This window comes from Mesorhizobium sp. C264A (assembly GCF_040324515.1).
GTDB lineage: Bacteria > Pseudomonadota > Alphaproteobacteria > Rhizobiales > Rhizobiaceae > Mesorhizobium.
In genome coordinates this window covers 1,593,569-1,610,284 of the sequence record NZ_JAMYVY010000002.1, presented here as the reverse complement: position 1 = coordinate 1,610,284, position 16,716 = coordinate 1,593,569, and the positions used below count along the sequence as shown (strand labels likewise).

Genomic DNA, 16,716 nt, shown 5'->3' with positions numbered 1-16,716 from the left:
CGCCGGCTTCGTCAAGAAGCGGCGGCCTTTTCCATTTCCGGATTGTGTGTCGAAGCGAATCAGAATCCGGTCACGCCAGCATCCGCGCACTGACGGTCTTGTCGACGCCGTGATAGGGCGGGTTGAACAGATTGCCTTCCTGCTCATAGGTCCAGACCTTGAACAGCGAGAGCTGATGCGGGCCGAAGCTGTGCAGCAGCGGCACATCCGTGGCATCACGACCGCGCGCGATGACGACGCGGCCTATCCTCGGACGATTATGACGGGGGTCGAACGTGTACCATTTGCCGTCGAGGAACACTTCCATCCAGGCCGAAAAATCCATCGGCGCCGGGTCGGCCGGCACGCCGATGTCGCCGAGATAGCCGTTCACATAGCGGGCCGGGATGTTCATGCAGCGGCAGAGCGTGATCGCCAGATGGGCGAAGTCGCGGCATACACCAACCTGCTCCTCATGCGCTTGGGCTGCGGTGCGCGTCGACCGCGCATAGCCATAGCCGAAGGACAGCCGGTTGTGGACATAGTCGACGATCGCCTGCACCCGCGCCCAGCCAGAGGGAACATGGCCGAAAAGCTGCCAGGCCAGACTGCTCAGATGATCGGTCTCGCAATAGCGGCTGCCGAGGAGGTAGCCGAGCACATCGTCCGGCAGTTCCGCCACCGGCACTTCCCTGGCCAGCGTGTTGACCGCGTCAGGCTCGCCGCTGTCCTCGACGGCTGCGTCATAGAGAATGCGGAAACTGCCGGCGGGTACGGTGAAGCGGCGGCAGGTATTGCCGAACAGATCGTGATAGACCTTGCTCGGCACTGAAGGCGACGTCAGCACGCGCGTCTGCCGTTTGATGTCGGCCTGACGATCCCTGTGGATATCAAGCAGCGAGATGACCGGCGTGGCGCCGACGCATTCAATGGCGATTTCGTAGCCGAGCCGGATCAGCACAATGATTGCCCCTTCGATCCCGTGGAAAACAGTATGCTCAAAACGCCAGAGGCGGGACCATGGTTCCCTGGAACTATCGAAAAGGCTCTCCCGCGGCTTCCCAGGCAGGCGTGGCGACGTTACGGTCGCACGACATGTTTTGACCCTCCCGAAACGATCCCTAACCCCGTGGAAAATCTGATGTTTGCAGGCAGAAAATTCGCCGCGTTCCTGTTCGATATGGATGGCACGGTGCTCAATTCGATCGCCTCGGCCGAGCGCGTCTGGGCGGCGTGGGCGCTTAAGCACGATCTCGACGTCGAAGCCTTCCTGCCGACGATCCATGGCGTGCGGGCGGTCGAGACCATCACCAGGCTGGCGCTTCCCGGCGTCGACCCTGTTCATGAGGCGTTTGTGCTGTTGCAGGCCGAGTCGGACGACGTCGAAGGCGTGCTGCCGATCGCCGGCGCCGTGCTGTTCCTCAACGCTTTGCCGCCAGAGCGCTGGGCGATCGTCACCTCGGCGCCGCGCCCGTTGGCGCTGCTGCGCATGCGGGCCGCCGGCATCCCGGTTCCCGCCTTGGTGGTCGCGGCCGAGGATGTGTCGCACGGCAAGCCGGCGCCCGACTGTTTCCTGCTGGCGGCAAAACGGCTCGGCGTCGATATCGGCGACTGTCTGGTCTTCGAGGACGCACCGGCCGGTATCGCGGCGGCGGAAGCAGCGGGCGCGTCGGTGATGGTGATCAGCGCCACTCACCAGCATCCAATGACGACTCAGCACAACTCGATTGGCGGCTACGAAACCGTCTCCATCGCCATCGATGACAGCGGCTGGATGACGCTGGGGGCACAGCGCAGCGCGGCCTGAGGACTGGAGGACTGGAGGACTGGAGGACTGGAGGACTGGAGGACTGGAGGACTGGAGGACTGGAGGACTGCTATGCGCCTTTTTCTTCAACTCTTCAGTTCACCAGTTCCCCAGTTCTTCCGTTCCTGAACCCCTAGAAATCGCTAGCCAGTCCCTTCACTTCCCAGTCGCCGTAGCGGCCGGGTTCCTTGCCGCCGCGGCCGCCGATTTCCTTCGGCAGCGCAGCTTCCTTCTGGCGATACGCTTCACGGCGCGCCTCGGCTTCAGCCAGCGATCGGCTGGCCGCCGGCGTCAGGTCCTTCTCCCGGTCGGCATCGGCTTTGCTGGGTTGGTCGGTCATGCGATAGTCCGGGCGGATTGAAACGAAGGGCGGCGTTTCCCATCATATAGCCATGAGTTCACCCCGATCGACCTTTTTTTGCCACGGCCGCACAGGGAGCAGATGATGAGCACGCTACGCACCACCATGCTTCTGGCCGCGATGACGGCGCTGTTCATGGGCGTCGGCTTTCTGATCGGCGGCACCGGCGGCATGATGATCGCCTTCCTGGTCGCCGCGGGCACCAATCTGTTCAGCTACTGGAATGCCGACAAGATGGTGCTGTCGATGAACCGCGCCGTCGAGGTCAACGCGAAGAACGCGCCCGAATTCCACGCCATCGTCGAGGCGTTGGCCAAGCAGGCCGGCCTGCCGATGCCCAAGACCTATCTGATCGACAATCCGCAGCCGAACGCCTTCGCCACCGGCCGCAATCCCGAGAACGCCGCGGTCGCGGCCTCGACCGGGCTGCTGGAGCGCCTGTCGCATGAGGAGGTGGCGGCAGTCATGGCGCATGAGCTGGCCCACATCCAGCATCGAGACACGCTGACCATGACCATTGTCGCGACACTCGCCGGCGCCATCTCGATGCTCGGCAATTTCGCCTTCTTCTTCGGCGGCAGCCGCGACAACAACAACCCGTTCGGCTTTGTCGGCGTGCTGGTGGCGATGCTGGTCGCGCCCTTCGCCGCCATGATCGTGCAGATGGCGGTCAGCCGCACCCGCGAATACGAGGCCGACCGGCGCGGCGCCGAAATCGTTGGAAATCCGCTTTGGCTGGCATCAGCGCTTGACAAGATCGCCCGCGGCGCCGAACGCATCCGCAACCCGGATGCCGAACGCAATCCCGCGACCGCGCATCTCTTCATCATTAATCCTCTTCACGGCGAGCGAATGGACAGCCTGTTTTCGACCCACCCGAACACCGACAACCGCATCGCCGCGCTGCAGGCGATGGCGCGCGACATGGCAGGCCGCCAGCCGGCGCCGCGCCAGGCGCCGACGCCAGAGCCGATCGAAGAATTGCCGGCCGATGCCGAGCAAGGTCCGTGGGGTAAGGCAGCACGCCCCACGCAGCCGACCAAACCGGCCAAGCCGAAAGCCAATCCGTGGGGCCGCAATCCGACCGGACCCAAAGGTCCGTGGTCGTGAGCGGCGCCAGATCCCGGCCCGCACATTCAGGCGATCGCGAAAACAGCTCGGACGAATTCGTCGCCGGCCTCGCCGCGCGCAAGGCCGCGGCGCGGCTGCTGGCCGCCGTTATCGACGCCAAAACGCCGCTCGACGGGCTGACGGACCACGAGAACGGCCATCCGCAATACAAGGTGCTCGACTTGCGCGACCGCGGCCTGGTGCGCGCCATACTGGTGACCGCGCTGCGCTACCGCATGACCATTGCCGGGCTCCTCGCCCGCCGCCTTGAAAAGCCGCTGCCGCCCAACGCCACAGCTTTGTCGCACATCCTGCATGTTGCGGCGGCGCAGATCCTGTTCCTCGACATCCCCGACAGCGCCGCCGTCGATTTGGCTGTGACCCACGCCAAGTCGGACCCACGCACGCAGCGCTTTTCCGGCCTCGTCAACGGCGTGCTGCGCACTTTGGCGCGCGCCAAGGAGACCGAACTGCCGGCAGCTCTTGCCGCCACCGACGAGGCGCCAAAATGGTTCTCCGACCGGCTGAAGGCCGCCTATGGCGCCGAGATGACCAGACAGATCCTGGCGGCGCATCGCGTTGAGGCGCCGGTCGATTTCACGGTCAAGGCCGATCCCGAATTGTGGGCCGAAAAGTTCGGCGGCATCGTGCTGCCGACCGGCACGGTGCGAGTGGAAAAGCTCAGCGCCTCCGTCACCGAACTGCCGGGCTTCAGCGAAGGCGCATGGTGGGTCCAGGACGCCGCCGCCAGTTTTCCGGCGCGGCTGTTCGGCGATGTCAAAGGATTACGCGTCGCCGATCTCTGCGCCGCCCCCGGCGGCAAGACCGCTCAGCTTATCCTTGCCGGCGCCAAAGTCACCGCCTTGGACACCTCGAAGAACCGGCTGGCGCGGCTGACGCAGAACCTCGAACGGCTTGGGCTGTCCGCCGAGATCGTGCAGGCCGATCTGCTGAAATACCAGCCGGCGGAGCTTTTCGACGCCGTCCTGCTCGACGCGCCCTGCTCTTCCACCGGCACGGTTCGGCGCCACCCGGACGTGCCATGGACCAAGACGGTAGCCGACGTCGAAAAGCTAGCCGATCTGCAAGCAAAGCTGCTCGCCCGCGCCGTCACTTTGGTCAAACCGGGCGGCCGGATTGTTTTTTCCAACTGTTCGCTGGACCCGATCGAAGGCGAGGATCTGTATCGCGCCTTTCTGGCCGGCAACAAGACCGTCGCCGACGATCCGCTGCAGCCCGGCGAAATCGCTGGCATCGACGCCTTCCTGACCCTGCAAGGCACGCTGCGCACCACACCCGCCGATCTTGACCTTGGTTCGCCAGGGGTTTCCGGCCTGGACGGCTTCTTCGCCGCCCGCATGCGACGACTGGCCTGACTCCAACGCGACGACATGCCTAAAGCATGTCGTCCAAGGACCAGTGCTTCCCCCACCTTGCATCGATCTCATCATCGACATTCTGGTAGCGGATATCGGTGGAGAGCCGGATACCCCCCTCCGCGCTCTGGTTGGTCGTCGAGGCGTGGATCATGTAGGGCGAGTGGAGGACGACATCGCCGGCCTCGAAATCCGCGATCAGCCAGCGTGTATCGAACCGCTCCGCCATGTCGGGCAGGTCCTTCGACACCCAGCCGCCCTCGCTCATGTTCCTGTTGTAGGCGCTGATGCGCTCCTGCGGGCTCAGCCCGGCATTTTCCCTGGCGAACCGGGCCTCCATGTCGAGGCCGATGGCGTGCGATCCCTCGAGATAGACCAGGCCGCCCATGTCGACGGGAACGTCGCCGATCGGGATCCAGGCAGTGACGATGCGGCTGGTGCCGCCGCGCAGATAGACGAGGTCGTAATGCGCCGGCGTCGCCACAGTGGTGCCCGGTTGGGCGAAACGCATGATCTTGCGCTTGTGCAAATAGGACAGCCCGCCGACGAACGCATCCATCAGCCGAGCCATCAGGGGCTGTGCGCAGAACCCTTCATAGGCGGTGGAGCGAACCAGCGCCATCAACCGGCGATCGGCGAGCTGACGGTCGAACGTGCCGGCCGCCGCCAGGCCAAGCGCGGGATCGGACCCGGGCTGCAGCAAGCCGGTGTCGGCCAGATACGAAAACACCCAGCCGCGAAAATCGATGACGTCGCGGCGCGGCAGCATACCTTTCAGCCAGACATAGCCTTGCTCGGCAAGGAGGCCTCGAATGGCATCGATGCCGATCCCGGCGTCGGTTGGCACGAGATGACCTAACCGGTTCGGCGCCATCGATAATGTCTTGCCGTTGGCGTTCAGATCGATTGACGCAACAGGAATCCGTCGTTGCGTGCCACCTGTTGAGCTTGACATTTCAGCCACCTGCGATTTTCCATCCTTAGCTGGAAATGCCACACTGTTCGCACGCTCGCCCATGGACGGAACGAAGCCATGGACTTTTCGCTCATGAACGATCTCTCTTACGCGCTCTACAGATCCGCACCGGCCGCGGCCGGCGGCCTGTCGGTTACAGGGATTGGTCGGCATCGCGTCACGCAGGCGATCCAAGCGCGCAAATTGCCGGAATTCGCCGTGGTGCTGATTGAGAACGGTCAAGGCTGGCTTGAAACCAAGACTGCCGGCATGCAGACGATCCAAGCGCCGGCCCTGTTCTGGCTGCTTCCCGGGAGGATGCATTCCTACGGGCCGGACGCATCGGGCTGGCTCGAACGCTGGGCGCTCTTCGACGGCGCCTTGATACGCGATTTCACCCGGCTGCGGCTGATTGCCGAGGACGCCCCTGTCGTCCCCTTGCGCGACCTCGGCAAAATGCAGCGGCTGTTCGACAGGCTGCATGGTGAGCTGTCGCTCGATACGATGCTGAGCCAGGCAGAAGCCGCCGCCACGATGCATCGCATCTTCGTGCGTGCTGCCCGCCAGGCAATGGATTGGAACAACCGTCAACGAAATCCCGGCTTCCAGCATGCCGACATGCAGCCCATCATCGACGAATTGCGCCGCTGCGCGTGCGACCCGGTGGATCTCGATGCCTTCGCCGCGAAATTCTCGATGTCGCCGGCAACCTTGCGGCGCAGATTTGCGCGGGCAGCCGGCATGTCGCCCAAGGCCTTCCAACTGCGCACGAGGCTCGACCGCGCCAAACAGATGCTGGCCGCCTCCGATTCGCCCATCGAGTCCATTGCGGCCGCCGTCGGCATCCACGACGCCTTCTATTTCTCCCGTCTGTTTCGCGACCGCGAAAGCTGTTCGCCCAGCGAATTTCGGTCTCGCCACAACCGCAAGTGAGTGCCGGATTGCCAGGCTTAACCCCGCGAAGCACTTGACTTTTTTCGGGGTGGGTCGGTGGCCGGCAGCGTGAGGCGCTTCACGTCGGCGGAATTCGACTTCGCACAAGTTTTTGAATCATATAAGCTTGTGCTGGGGTACCGGAACATGATGCCGAAACCTGCGACGCGGTTTTCGGACGACAGCATGCTCTATCTCCAGGCGACGAGGAGGGGTTTTGGCACTGGCTGCCGGCAGCACGACACGTCTGTGGACGCTTGTCGCTAAGGAGTTTTGGCGCAAGACGCGCCGGCGCCTTCGCGCGGGGCCAGTTTATCGCTGGCGCTATTCCGGGCGCACGCCCGAACGCGTCCTGATTGCACCGCCCGACCTCAGGCTCGCCGATCCGCAGATCGCGCTCGAGATCTACTATGGCCGCTATCCGCTGTCGGGACACCTCGTCGAGACCGGCGGCAAATCGCCATTCCAGATCGATGTCGCCAATCGCGGCTGGGTGAAGACGCTGCACGGCTTTCGTTGGCTGCGCCATATGCGCGCCGCCGGCACCGAGCTGGCCGCCGCCAATGCACGCGCGCTTGTCTCCGACTGGGTCGCCATGCATGGCAACCAGATTTCCGGCATAGCCTGGGAGCCCGGCACCACCGCCAAGCGCGTCATTGCCTGGTTGCAACACTCGTCGGTTGTCCTACAAGGGGCCGAATTTCCGTTCTATCGCGCCTTCCTGAAATCGCTCGCCGTGCAGATCCGCTATCTCCGCTCGATGGCGCGCGAAATGCCGGACGGCAAGGACAGGCTGCGCGCTCGCATCGCGCTTGCCTTCGCCGCGCTGTCGCTGCCGGCGCCGGCCTCCGCACTGCGCGGCGCCACCCGCAACCTGGCGGAAGAACTCGACCGCCAGATCCTTCCCGACGGCGGCCATATTTCGCGCAACCCGATGGCGGTGCTCGAACTGCTCGCCGATCTCCTGCCGCTGCGTCAGACCTATGCCAATCAGGCCGAAACGCCACCGGCAGCCCTGATGGGCGCCATCGACCGCATGCTGCCGGCGCTCCGTTTCTTCCGCCATCAGGATGGCAGCCTGGCCCGCTTCAACGGCATGGGCGCGACCATCCACGACCGCATTGCCACCATCTTGCGCCACGACGACACCGCCGGCGCGCCGCTGCTGCACGCGCCGCATTCCGGCTATGAGCGGCTGTGTATGGGCGGCGTTACGGTGATTGCCGATACCGGCCCGTCGCCGGCCGTCGATGTGTCCAACGCCGCGCATGCCGGGTGCCTGGCCTTCGAACTCTCGTCCGGCCGCCAGCATTATATCGTCAATGCCGGCATCGACACCTATGGCGCTGCCGAGTTCCGGCCGCTGGCCCGTGCCACTGCGGCGCATTCGACCGCCACCATCAACGACACCTCGTCGGCGCGGTTTTCCCATTCGCTGCGCGTCAACGACCTGCTCGGCTCACCCTTGCTCGGCGGCCCGCAGCATGTGCCTTGCAAGCGCATCGACCAGAAGGGCACGCAAGGCTTCATCGCCCGCCATGACGGCTATATGCAGCGCTTTGGCTTCCTGCATGAGCGCGAGCTGAAACTGTCGAGCGAGGGCAATGTGCTCGCCGGCAGGGATCGCTTCCACCGCCCGGGCGGTGCGGCGATCCGCAACAATGGCCGCGACTTCGTCGTGGTGCGCTTCCACATCCACCCTGATATCAACCTTTTGCAGGACGAGCATGACCGCCTGGTGCTGACCGCCGACCAGGCCGACACCTGGGTGTTCACCTGCACCGAAGTGGTGCCGGAGGTCGAGGAATCGATCTATTTCGCCGGCCTTGGCGGCCCGCGCCGCAGCCGCCAGATCGTGCTCGCCTTCAAGGCCTCGGAGATCGCCGAAGTGCATTGGCAGCTCACGCGCACTGGCATCGCCGGCTATCCCGAGCACAGCTGAGCGTCGTTGCCGGCGCCGGCTTGATCGAGCTTCCGGCTTGATTTCCTGACCTCATGTGCTACGGCCCGGCAACGCTCTCCAATCAGCCCTGAAAGGCCGCCAGCCCATGGCCGTCGCCGCCAAGAACATTCCGGCACCCGACCTCGTTCCGGTCCGCCGCGCCCTGCTTTCCGTCTTCGACAAGACCGGCCTGACCGACTTCGCCAAAGGGCTGGTCGCGGCCGGCGTCGAGCTGGTCTCGACCGGAGGTACGGCAAAGGCGATCGCCGAGGCGGGGCTGGCGGTGCGTGACGTCTCGGAACTGACCGGCTTTCCCGAGATCATGGACGGCCGCGTGAAGACGCTGCACCCGTCGGTGCATGGCGCACTGCTCGGCGTGCGCGACGATCCCGAACACGCCAAGGCGATGCACGATCACCGCATCGAGCCGATCGATCTGCTCGTCTGCAATCTCTACCCGTTCGAGGAGGTCCGCCGTTCCGGCGCCGACTATGCCGCTGTTGTCGAGAACATCGACATTGGCGGCCCGGCGATGATCCGCGCTTCGGCCAAGAATCACGCCTATGTCGCCATCGTCACCGATCCCGGCGACTACGCCTCGGTGCTGAACGCGCTGGAGATGAACATCGGCTCGCTGTCGCTGGATTTCCGCCAGAAGCTGGCGGCCAAGGCCTTTGCCCGCACCGCCAGCTACGATGCGGCGATCTCCGGCTGGTTCGCCGAAACGCTTGAGATCGAGCACCCGACCTGGCGCACCTTCGGCGGCAGGCTGGAAAGCGTCATGCGCTATGGCGAGAACCCGCATCAGAGCGCCGGCTTCTACGTCAATGGCGACAAGCGGCCGGGGGTCGCCACGGCTCGCCAGTTGCAGGGCAAGCAGCTGTCCTACAACAACATCAACGACACCGATGCCGCCTTCGAGCTGGTCGGCGAGTTCGATCCCAACCGCTGCGCCGCCGTTGCCATCATCAAGCACGCCAACCCGTGCGGCGTCGCCGAGGACGCTTCGCTGGCTGCTGCCTATGCGAGAGCGCTGGCCTGCGACCCGGTTTCGGCCTTTGGCGGTATCGTTGCCATGAACCGCATCCTCGATGCCGAAGCGGCGCAGGAGATCGTAAAAACCTTCACCGAGGTGATCATCGCGCCGAACGCTTCGGAGGACGCTGTCCGCATCATCGCCGCCAAAAAGAATTTGCGACTGCTGGTCACCGGCGGTCTGCCCGATCCGCACGCCGGCGGCATCACTGTGAAATCCGTCGCTGGCGGCATGCTCGTCCAAGGCCGCGACAACGCGGTGGTCGACGATTTCGAACTGAAGGTGGTGACCAGGCGCGCGCCGACGGCGGCCGAGATGGCCGACCTCAAATTCGCTTTCCGCATCGCTAAGCACGTCAAGTCGAACGCCATCGTTTACGCCAAGGACGGCGCCACGGTCGGCATCGGCGCCGGGCAGATGAGCCGCGTCGATTCCTCGCGCATCGCCGCCCGCAAGGCGCTCGACGCGGCGGAAGCAGCTGGCCTCGCGGAGCCGTTGACCAAGGGCTCGGTGGTCGCCTCCGACGCTTTCTTCCCTTTCGCCGACGGGCTCATATCCGCGATCGAAGCCGGCGCCACGGCGGTGATCCAGCCCGGCGGCTCGATGCGCGACGACGACGTTATCGCCGCTGCCGACGCGCATGGCATCGCCATGGTGTTTACCGGCGTGAGGCATTTCAGGCATTGAGCGCCTCTGCCTTTTCCCACAAGGGGAGAAGGAAAAGTGCGGCGCTATTCCACTGGCTGATCCGCCGGGTACGGCGTCCAGATCAATATCGCGATCCCAACGCCCAGGAACAGCACGATGGCCGCCATGCCGAGCCGCGCCGAGCCGCTGGCGAGCGTGATCGACGCCACCATGAACGGCGCCAGGAAACTCGTCGCCCTTCCGGCCAGCGCATAGATGCCGAAATAGCGGCCGGATTCGGCCGCGGTCACGCTGCGCGCCATGTAGGAGCGTGACGACGCCTGCACCGGTCCGAACGCCAGCCCGATCAACAGGCCATAGAAAATGTAGGCCTTTTCCGCCGCCGTGCCGAACAGGCCGCCACTATCGGCTCCCGGCATCATCCAGGCGCCGAACAGCGTGTAGCCTGGCCCGGTCGAAACGATGCCGATGGTGGCGATGCTGAGCAGGACGAGCGAAATCATCACGATGGTCTTGGAGCCAAGCGCGGTGTCCAGCCATGCGGCAACCAGGCAGCCGACGATGGCGACGACGTTGAGAATAATGCCGAACATGCCGATCTCGGTGATCGACCAATGGAACATCGCTGCCGCAAAGGTGCCGCCCAAAGCGAGCAGCGCATTGACGCCGTCCTGATAAATCATGCGGGCGACAAGGAAGCGGAAGATGCCTTTGCGCCGGCGCACTTCAGTCAGCGTCGACTTCAGTTCCGACAGCCCCTCGCGCACCGCCGGCCCGATCGGAATGCCTTTGATGGCGTCTGGCGTGAAGAAGAACATCGGCAGGATGAACAGGAAATACCAGCCGGCCGACAGCGGCCCGGTGGCGCGCGCGTCCTCGCCGAGATTCGGGTCGAGCCCAAAGAGCGGGTCGATGCCGATGATCGTCTTGCCGGTCTCCGGCGAACCCGCCAGACAGGCGACGACAAAGATCAGCGCGATCATGCCGCCGAGATAACCAAGTCCCCAGGCAATGTTGGAGACGTGGCCGATCTCGCTCTTCGGCACCAGGCGCGGCATCATCGAATCGTTGAACACGGTCGAGAATTCCGCCGCGACCGAAGCGAGAGAAAAGAACAGCACCACCAGGAAAAGGTTCGAGCCGGGAGCGGCGAACCATAGCAGGCAAAGGCTGATGATCTTGATCGAGGCGAAGAACGCAATCCACGGCTTGCGCGGCCCGGTCTGGTCGGCAATCGAGCCGAGGATGGGCGACAAAACGGCAATGACCAGGCCCGCAACAGCGATGCCGTAGCCCCAGGCCGCCTGGCCCGAAACCGGATCGTTGGCCATGCGCGAGACGAAATAAGGGCCGAAGATGAAAGTGGTGACGACGGTGAAGAACGGCTGCGCCGCCCAGTCGAAGAACATCCACCCCCAGATGCCACGCCCGGATGCCCGCTGCACTGCATCTATCGCCGCCATGATGATTCCCCCGGACACCGCGCTTGTCGGACGCCATGTCTGCATGTTTCGAATGCTCATGCAAACCGCCAAAGATTCGCGCTGCCCCTCACCTGGATGTCGCCGCTGTCTACCTGCATAGAGACGCGAAGAAAGGCGCCGCGCCCCTACCTCCCCCTTGTGGGGAGGTCGGACCGAAGGTCCGGGTGGGGGTCGGTGCCGCACCCCCACCCCGCTGCTTCGCAGCGACCCTCCCCACAAGGGGGAGGGTAAGTCCCGAGCCTCACATCCCCGTCAGATCGCTCATCAGCCCCGAAGCCACCGACAGCCTGGACACGGTGATATCCCCGCCTTCGGTCAGCGCCTGCAGCCGCTCGCGAATGCGCGCCACGCGCTCGCCGCCGGCTTCCAGCCAGGCCGCCACAGGATCCGCCGTCCCGGCATGGCCGGCGAGAGCCGCCACCGCGATGCCGCGCCGCGCCGCGCCGATCGTGTCGGTGGCGCGCGACAGCGCCAGCTGGTCGTAATAGTCCGACGGCGTGATAGAACGCGCCGCCTCTTCGACGCGCGGAATGCGGAAGGCATCGCTGACGGCGAAGAACGCCTTGGCCGAGGCGACGACGTCGGCATTGGCCGTGCGCGCCGTCAGTGCGATGTCGGGGATCAGTCCCGCCACATCGGCCATTGCCAGCTGCCCGGCGAGCTTTTCCGGGGCGCCGGCCTTGAAGAGGCCATACCGCCTCTCCTCGACCCGCTCGCGCGAGAAGGCCGGTAGCAGCGAGAGCAGCTTCGGCTCCAGCGCCATGCGCGCCTCTTGCAGTTCGGCAATGCGCTGGCCGAGCGCTGCGGTGCCGGCATCGTTCTTCAGATACCAGCCGCTGGTCACGAAGATAAGCCGGCTGACGGACTGGTAGAGATCGAGCTGCGCCTGGCCGTCGATGTGGCTGTCCAGCGCATCGATCTCCTGATAGAGCGCCGGCAACGCGAAGCCGTCGCGCACCACGGCGAAGGTGCGCACCACGTCGGCCGCGCTGCGCCCCGTGGCTTCCTGCAGCCGGTTGACGAATGACGGTCCGCCGCGATTGACGAGATCGTTGGCGACGACGCGGGCGATGATTTCGCGGCGCAGCCGGTGGCCATGGATCTCGGCCGCATATTTCTTCGCCATCCGGTCAGGGAAATAGCCCATCAGGTCGCGGTCGAAATGCGCGTCGTCAGGCACGTCGCTGGCGACGATGTCGGAAAACAGCACGATCTTGGCATAGGCGAGCAGCACGCCAAGCTCCGCCCGGGTCAGCGGCTCGCCACGCGCCTCGCGCTCGGCAAGGGCGGCCGGCGACGGCAGCGTCTCGACAGCGCGGTCGAGCAGGCCCCGAGCCTCCAGCGCCGCCATGAACCGGCTCTGGTGCGCGATGTCGGCAAGGCCGCGCTTGCGGGCGATGGAAAGCGCCAGCGTCTGTTCGTAATTGTTGGACAGCACGAGGCCGGCGACCTCGTCGGTCATCTCGGCCAGCAGCTTGTTGCGCGCCGGCCGGGTCAGCGATCCCTTGCGCATGGCGGACGCCAGCGCGATCTTGATGTTGACCTCGACGTCGGAGCAGTTGACGCCGCCGGAATTGTCGATGGCATCGGAGTTGCAGCGACCGCCATTCATGCCGAATTCGATGCGGGCACGCTGCGTGACGCCGAGATTGGCGCCCTCACCGATCACTTTGGCCCGCACATCGAGCGCGGTGATGCGGATGGCGTCATTGGCGCGGTCGCCGACTTCGGCATTGGTTTCGCCCGAGGCCCGTAAATACGTGCCGATGCCGCCGAACCACAGAAGGTCGACGTTCGCCTTGAGGATGGCGGTCATGATCTCGGCCGGTGTCGCGGTGGTCTTGGCGAGGCCAATCGCCGCCGCCGCTGCCGCAGGCAGCGTGATCGACTTCTGGCTGCGCGAGACGATGACGCCGCCTTCCGACAGTTTGGTCTCGTCATAGTCCTGCCAAGACGAACGCGGCAGCGCGAACATGCGCTCGCGCTCGGCCATCGACGCCACTCTGTCTGGATCGGGATCGATGAAGATGTCGCGATGGTCGAAGGCGGCGATCAGCCTGGTCTGCGGCGACAGCAGCATGCCGTTGCCGAACACGTCGCCCGACATGTCGCCGACGCCGACGACGGTGAAGGGGGTGGCCTGGATGTCGCGGTTGATCTCGCGGAAATGCCGCTTGACCGCTTCCCAGGCGCCTTTGGCGGTGATGCCCATCTTCTTGTGGTCGTAACCGGCCGAGCCGCCGCTGGCGAAGGCATCGTCGAGCCAGAAACCGTGTTTCTCCGAAATGGCATTGGCGGTGTCGGAGAAGGTTGCCGTGCCCTTGTCGGCGGCGACGACGAAATAGGGATCGTCGGGGTCGCGCCTGACAACGCCGGCCGGCGGGATGACACCGTCCAGCCCGATATTGTCGGTAATCGACAACAGGCTGGAAACGAAATTCTTGTAGGCCGAGGTGCCGGCCTCGAAGATGGCGTCGCGGCCGGCGCTCATCGGCAGCTTCTTCGGATAGAAGCCGCCCTTGGCGCCGACCGGCACTATGACGGCGTTCTTGACCTGCTGCGCCTTGACCAGGCCGAGCACCTCGGTGCGGTAATCCTGGGCGCGGTCCGACCAGCGCAGGCCGCCGCGCGCAACCGGGCCGAAGCGCAGATGCACGCCCTCGACCTCGGACCCATAGACGAAGATCTCGCGCCACGGCCGCGGCGCCGGCAGGCCATCGACCGCTTGCGAGTCCAGCTTGATCGCCAGTGACTGGCCCCGCGCCTTCGTTCCCGCAACGAAATGATTGGTGCGCAACGAGGCTTCGATCAGGTTGAGATAGCGGCGGATGATGGTGTCGTCATCGATGTTAGGGACTTCCTCCAGCGCGTCCTTGATCTTGGCCTTGAGGTGCTTGGCGGCGACGACGCCTTCCGTCTCGGCGGTCGGGCCGAGACGAGCGACGAACAGTGCATGCAGGCCGCGCGCAATGTCGGGATAGCGGTTGAGCGCGGCCGCGATGAAATCCTGGCTCTGCGGGATACCGGCTTGCTGCAGGTAGCGGCCATAGGCGCGCAGAATGCTGACTTCGCCCGACCACAGGCCGGCGGTCTGGGCAAGCCCGTTATAGCTGTCATTGTCGATGTCGCCGCGCCAGACCGACAGGAACGCGTCCTCGAACAGCGCGCCGCCATCGCTGAGGTCGATCGGCTTGCCGTAGCTGTTCTCCAACTCCATGTCGTGGACGAAGACGGTGTCGCCGCCGTCCTCGCCAACTTCGAAGGTGCGCTCGCTGATGACGCGGAAGCCGATGTTTTCCAGCACCGGCACGCGACGCGACAGCGCTACCGGGCTGCCGTGGTGGTAGATCTTCAGCGCTGCCTGATGCGGTTTCTGCTCGGCATGGCGGTAATAGTCGATGGCGATCGGGTTGGCGGTGCTGATGCCGGCGATGCGCCCCGCATCCTTCAGCGCGACGGCCGCGCTGAAGGAATCGCGATAGCTCTCAGGCAGACGCGCGGCGATCGCCTTCAGCGATGGATCGCCGCCGACGGCTTCCGCAGCTTCGGCCAGCGCGTCGTCCCAGGTTCGCACGATGTCGCGGATCGCCGCTTCGATCACCGCCTGCTCGACCTTCGGCGTCTTGCCGCCGGAGCGGCCGATGATGAAATGCACACGCGCCAGCCCGCCCTCGGGGAAAGCCGGATAGTAAGCCGACAAACGGCCTTCGAAGACGGTCTTGAGATAGGTGCCGATCTTCTCGCGCACGACGCTGTCATAGCGGTCGCGCGGCACGAAGACGAGGATCGAGACGAAGCGGTCGAACTGGTCGGCGCGCACCAGCGCCCGCACCCGCGGCCGCTCGACCAGGCCGAGAATGGCCGCGGCGTGCTTCTTCAGGATCGGCACCGGCACCTGGAACAGTTCGTCGCGCGGATAGCTCTCCAGAACGTTGATCAGTGCCTTGCCGGAATGGTCGTGCCGGTCGAAGCCGGACTTGGCGATGATGGTCTCGGCCTTTGACCTCAGATACGGGATTTTCATCACCGAGCGCGTGTAGGCGGTCGAGGTGAACAGGCCGACCATGCGCAACTCGCCGGCAAGCGTGCCCTTGGCGGTGTAGGTTTTGACGCCGATATAATCGAGATAAATGCGGCGGTGCACCAGCGACTTGGCGTTGGCCTTGGTGACGATCAGCGGCTCCGGCCCATGCAGGAAGGCGCGGATTTCGGGCGTCGTCGTCACCGCCTCGGTGCCGCGCCGGAGCACCAGCACATCCGGGTCGGCGAGGATGCCGAGACCGGGTTTGTCGGCGCGCTCCAGATTGCCGCTCTCCGCGCCGCCGGAATATTTGAACTCGCGCATGCCAAGGAAAGTGAAATTGTCGTCGCGCAGCCATTCAAGGAAGGCGATGGCCTCGGCAACGCTCTTCTTGTCGAGCGGCACGGCGGAATAGCGGAATTCGGAAATCGCCTGGTCGAGACGGGCGAGCATCGGCTTCCAGTCGCTGACGGCGGCGCGCACCTGGTTGAGCATCTTGCGCAGGCGGTCGGCCAGCGCGTCGGCCTGCTCCGCCGTCAGGCGCGGAATATGGACATGGACGACGCTCAGGCGGTCGTGATTGCCATCGTCCTTGAGGGCGCTGCCGTCGCCGAGGATCTCGTCGACGCCGGCCTTGCCGTGACGCACGACGATGACCGGATGGGTGACCAAAGTCGGTTCGCCGGCAGTTTCTGTGATCTCGCCGAGGATCGAATCGAACAGGAACGGCATGTTGTCGTTGACGACGGTGATGATCGTCATCGGGCGGCCCTCGCGGGAGACGCCCGACCCGGCATCGACGGCGACGACACTTTGGCCCTTCTTGTGGGCGGCGACCGCACGTCCTGCCAGGTCGGCGGCGCGCTCCAGGTCGGCGGCGTCATAGGCGGCAATGTCTTCGGCCGGCGCGCGGGCCAGCAGATAGTCGGCGAGCCTGGCCGGCTTCCCGTCGGGTTTCACCCCGGCATTGGCTGTTTTCTTCGGCTTAGCTGCGGATTTCACGCTCGCCATGTTGTCCTCCCGTCACATGCTTTTACGACTATGGTAGCAGATGACCGCTGTTT

Annotated in this window: 11 protein-coding genes; 6 read left to right on the top strand and 5 right to left on the bottom strand. The window is 64.9% G+C overall.

All coding sequences use genetic code 11. The features are described 5' to 3' along the window. Positions 1–70 precede the first annotated feature (70 nt). Positions 71–940, bottom strand: a complete 870-nt coding sequence (locus NKL04_RS26890) for a transglutaminase-like domain-containing protein (RefSeq protein ID WP_023700201.1) — start codon at positions 938–940, stop codon at positions 71–73. Between the two features lie 180 nt (positions 941–1,120). On the opposite strand from NKL04_RS26890, the gene NKL04_RS26885 reads away from it, so the two are divergent. Continuing rightward, positions 1,121–1,786, top strand: a complete 666-nt coding sequence (locus NKL04_RS26885) for an HAD-IA family hydrolase (RefSeq protein WP_023700200.1) — start codon at positions 1,121–1,123, stop codon at positions 1,784–1,786. Positions 1,787–1,919: 133 nt separating this feature from the next. On the opposite strand, the gene NKL04_RS26880 is transcribed toward NKL04_RS26885, so the two are convergent. Then, the gene (locus tag NKL04_RS26880; protein ID WP_023700199.1) at positions 1,920–2,126 is read right to left on the bottom strand and encodes a DUF1674 domain-containing protein; all 207 of its coding nucleotides are present in this window, start codon (positions 2,124–2,126) and stop codon (positions 1,920–1,922) included. A gap of 105 nt (positions 2,127–2,231) precedes the next feature. Between NKL04_RS26880 and htpX the strand changes: the two genes are divergently transcribed. Then, a complete protein-coding gene (gene htpX, locus NKL04_RS26875) occupies positions 2,232–3,257 on the top strand; it encodes a zinc metalloprotease HtpX (protein WP_023700198.1) in 1,026 nt (341 codons plus the stop codon). Beyond that, positions 3,248–4,633 (top strand): RsmB/NOP family class I SAM-dependent RNA methyltransferase, encoded by a 1,386-nt coding sequence (locus NKL04_RS26870; RefSeq protein ID WP_023700197.1) that lies wholly within the window; start codon positions 3,248–3,250, stop codon positions 4,631–4,633. Before htpX ends, NKL04_RS26870 begins: the two co-directional genes overlap by 10 nt. A gap of 19 nt (positions 4,634–4,652) precedes the next feature. On the opposite strand, the gene NKL04_RS26865 is transcribed toward NKL04_RS26870, so the two are convergent. Beyond that, the gene (locus tag NKL04_RS26865) at positions 4,653–5,588 is read right to left on the bottom strand and encodes a phytanoyl-CoA dioxygenase family protein (RefSeq protein WP_023700196.1); all 936 of its coding nucleotides are present in this window, start codon (positions 5,586–5,588) and stop codon (positions 4,653–4,655) included. A gap of 78 nt (positions 5,589–5,666) precedes the next feature. On the opposite strand from NKL04_RS26865, the gene NKL04_RS26860 reads away from it, so the two are divergent. The 3 genes from NKL04_RS26860 to purH all read left to right on the top strand — a co-directional run bounded on the left by NKL04_RS26860 (position 5,667) and on the right by purH (position 10,186). Continuing rightward, positions 5,667–6,521, top strand: a complete 855-nt coding sequence (locus NKL04_RS26860; RefSeq protein ID WP_502903365.1) for a helix-turn-helix transcriptional regulator — start codon at positions 5,667–5,669, stop codon at positions 6,519–6,521. 217 nt (positions 6,522–6,738) lie between these two features. After that, a complete protein-coding gene (locus NKL04_RS26855; RefSeq protein WP_352724634.1) occupies positions 6,739–8,463 on the top strand; it encodes a heparinase II/III family protein in 1,725 nt (574 codons plus the stop codon). Positions 8,464–8,569: 106 nt separating this feature from the next. Further along, a complete protein-coding gene (purH, locus tag NKL04_RS26850; protein ID WP_023700194.1) occupies positions 8,570–10,186 on the top strand; it encodes a bifunctional phosphoribosylaminoimidazolecarboxamide formyltransferase/IMP cyclohydrolase in 1,617 nt (538 codons plus the stop codon). Positions 10,187–10,230: 44 nt separating this feature from the next. On the opposite strand, the gene NKL04_RS26845 is transcribed toward purH, so the two are convergent. Both NKL04_RS26845 and NKL04_RS26840 read right to left on the bottom strand, forming a co-directional pair. Then, complete coding sequence (locus NKL04_RS26845) at positions 10,231–11,610, bottom strand: MFS transporter (protein ID WP_023668636.1); 1,380 nt, start codon at positions 11,608–11,610, stop codon at positions 10,231–10,233. A 262-nt stretch (positions 11,611–11,872) separates the two neighbouring features. After that, complete coding sequence (locus NKL04_RS26840) at positions 11,873–16,663, bottom strand: NAD-glutamate dehydrogenase (protein WP_023700193.1); 4,791 nt, start codon at positions 16,661–16,663, stop codon at positions 11,873–11,875. Positions 16,664–16,716: the final 53 nt, after the last annotated feature.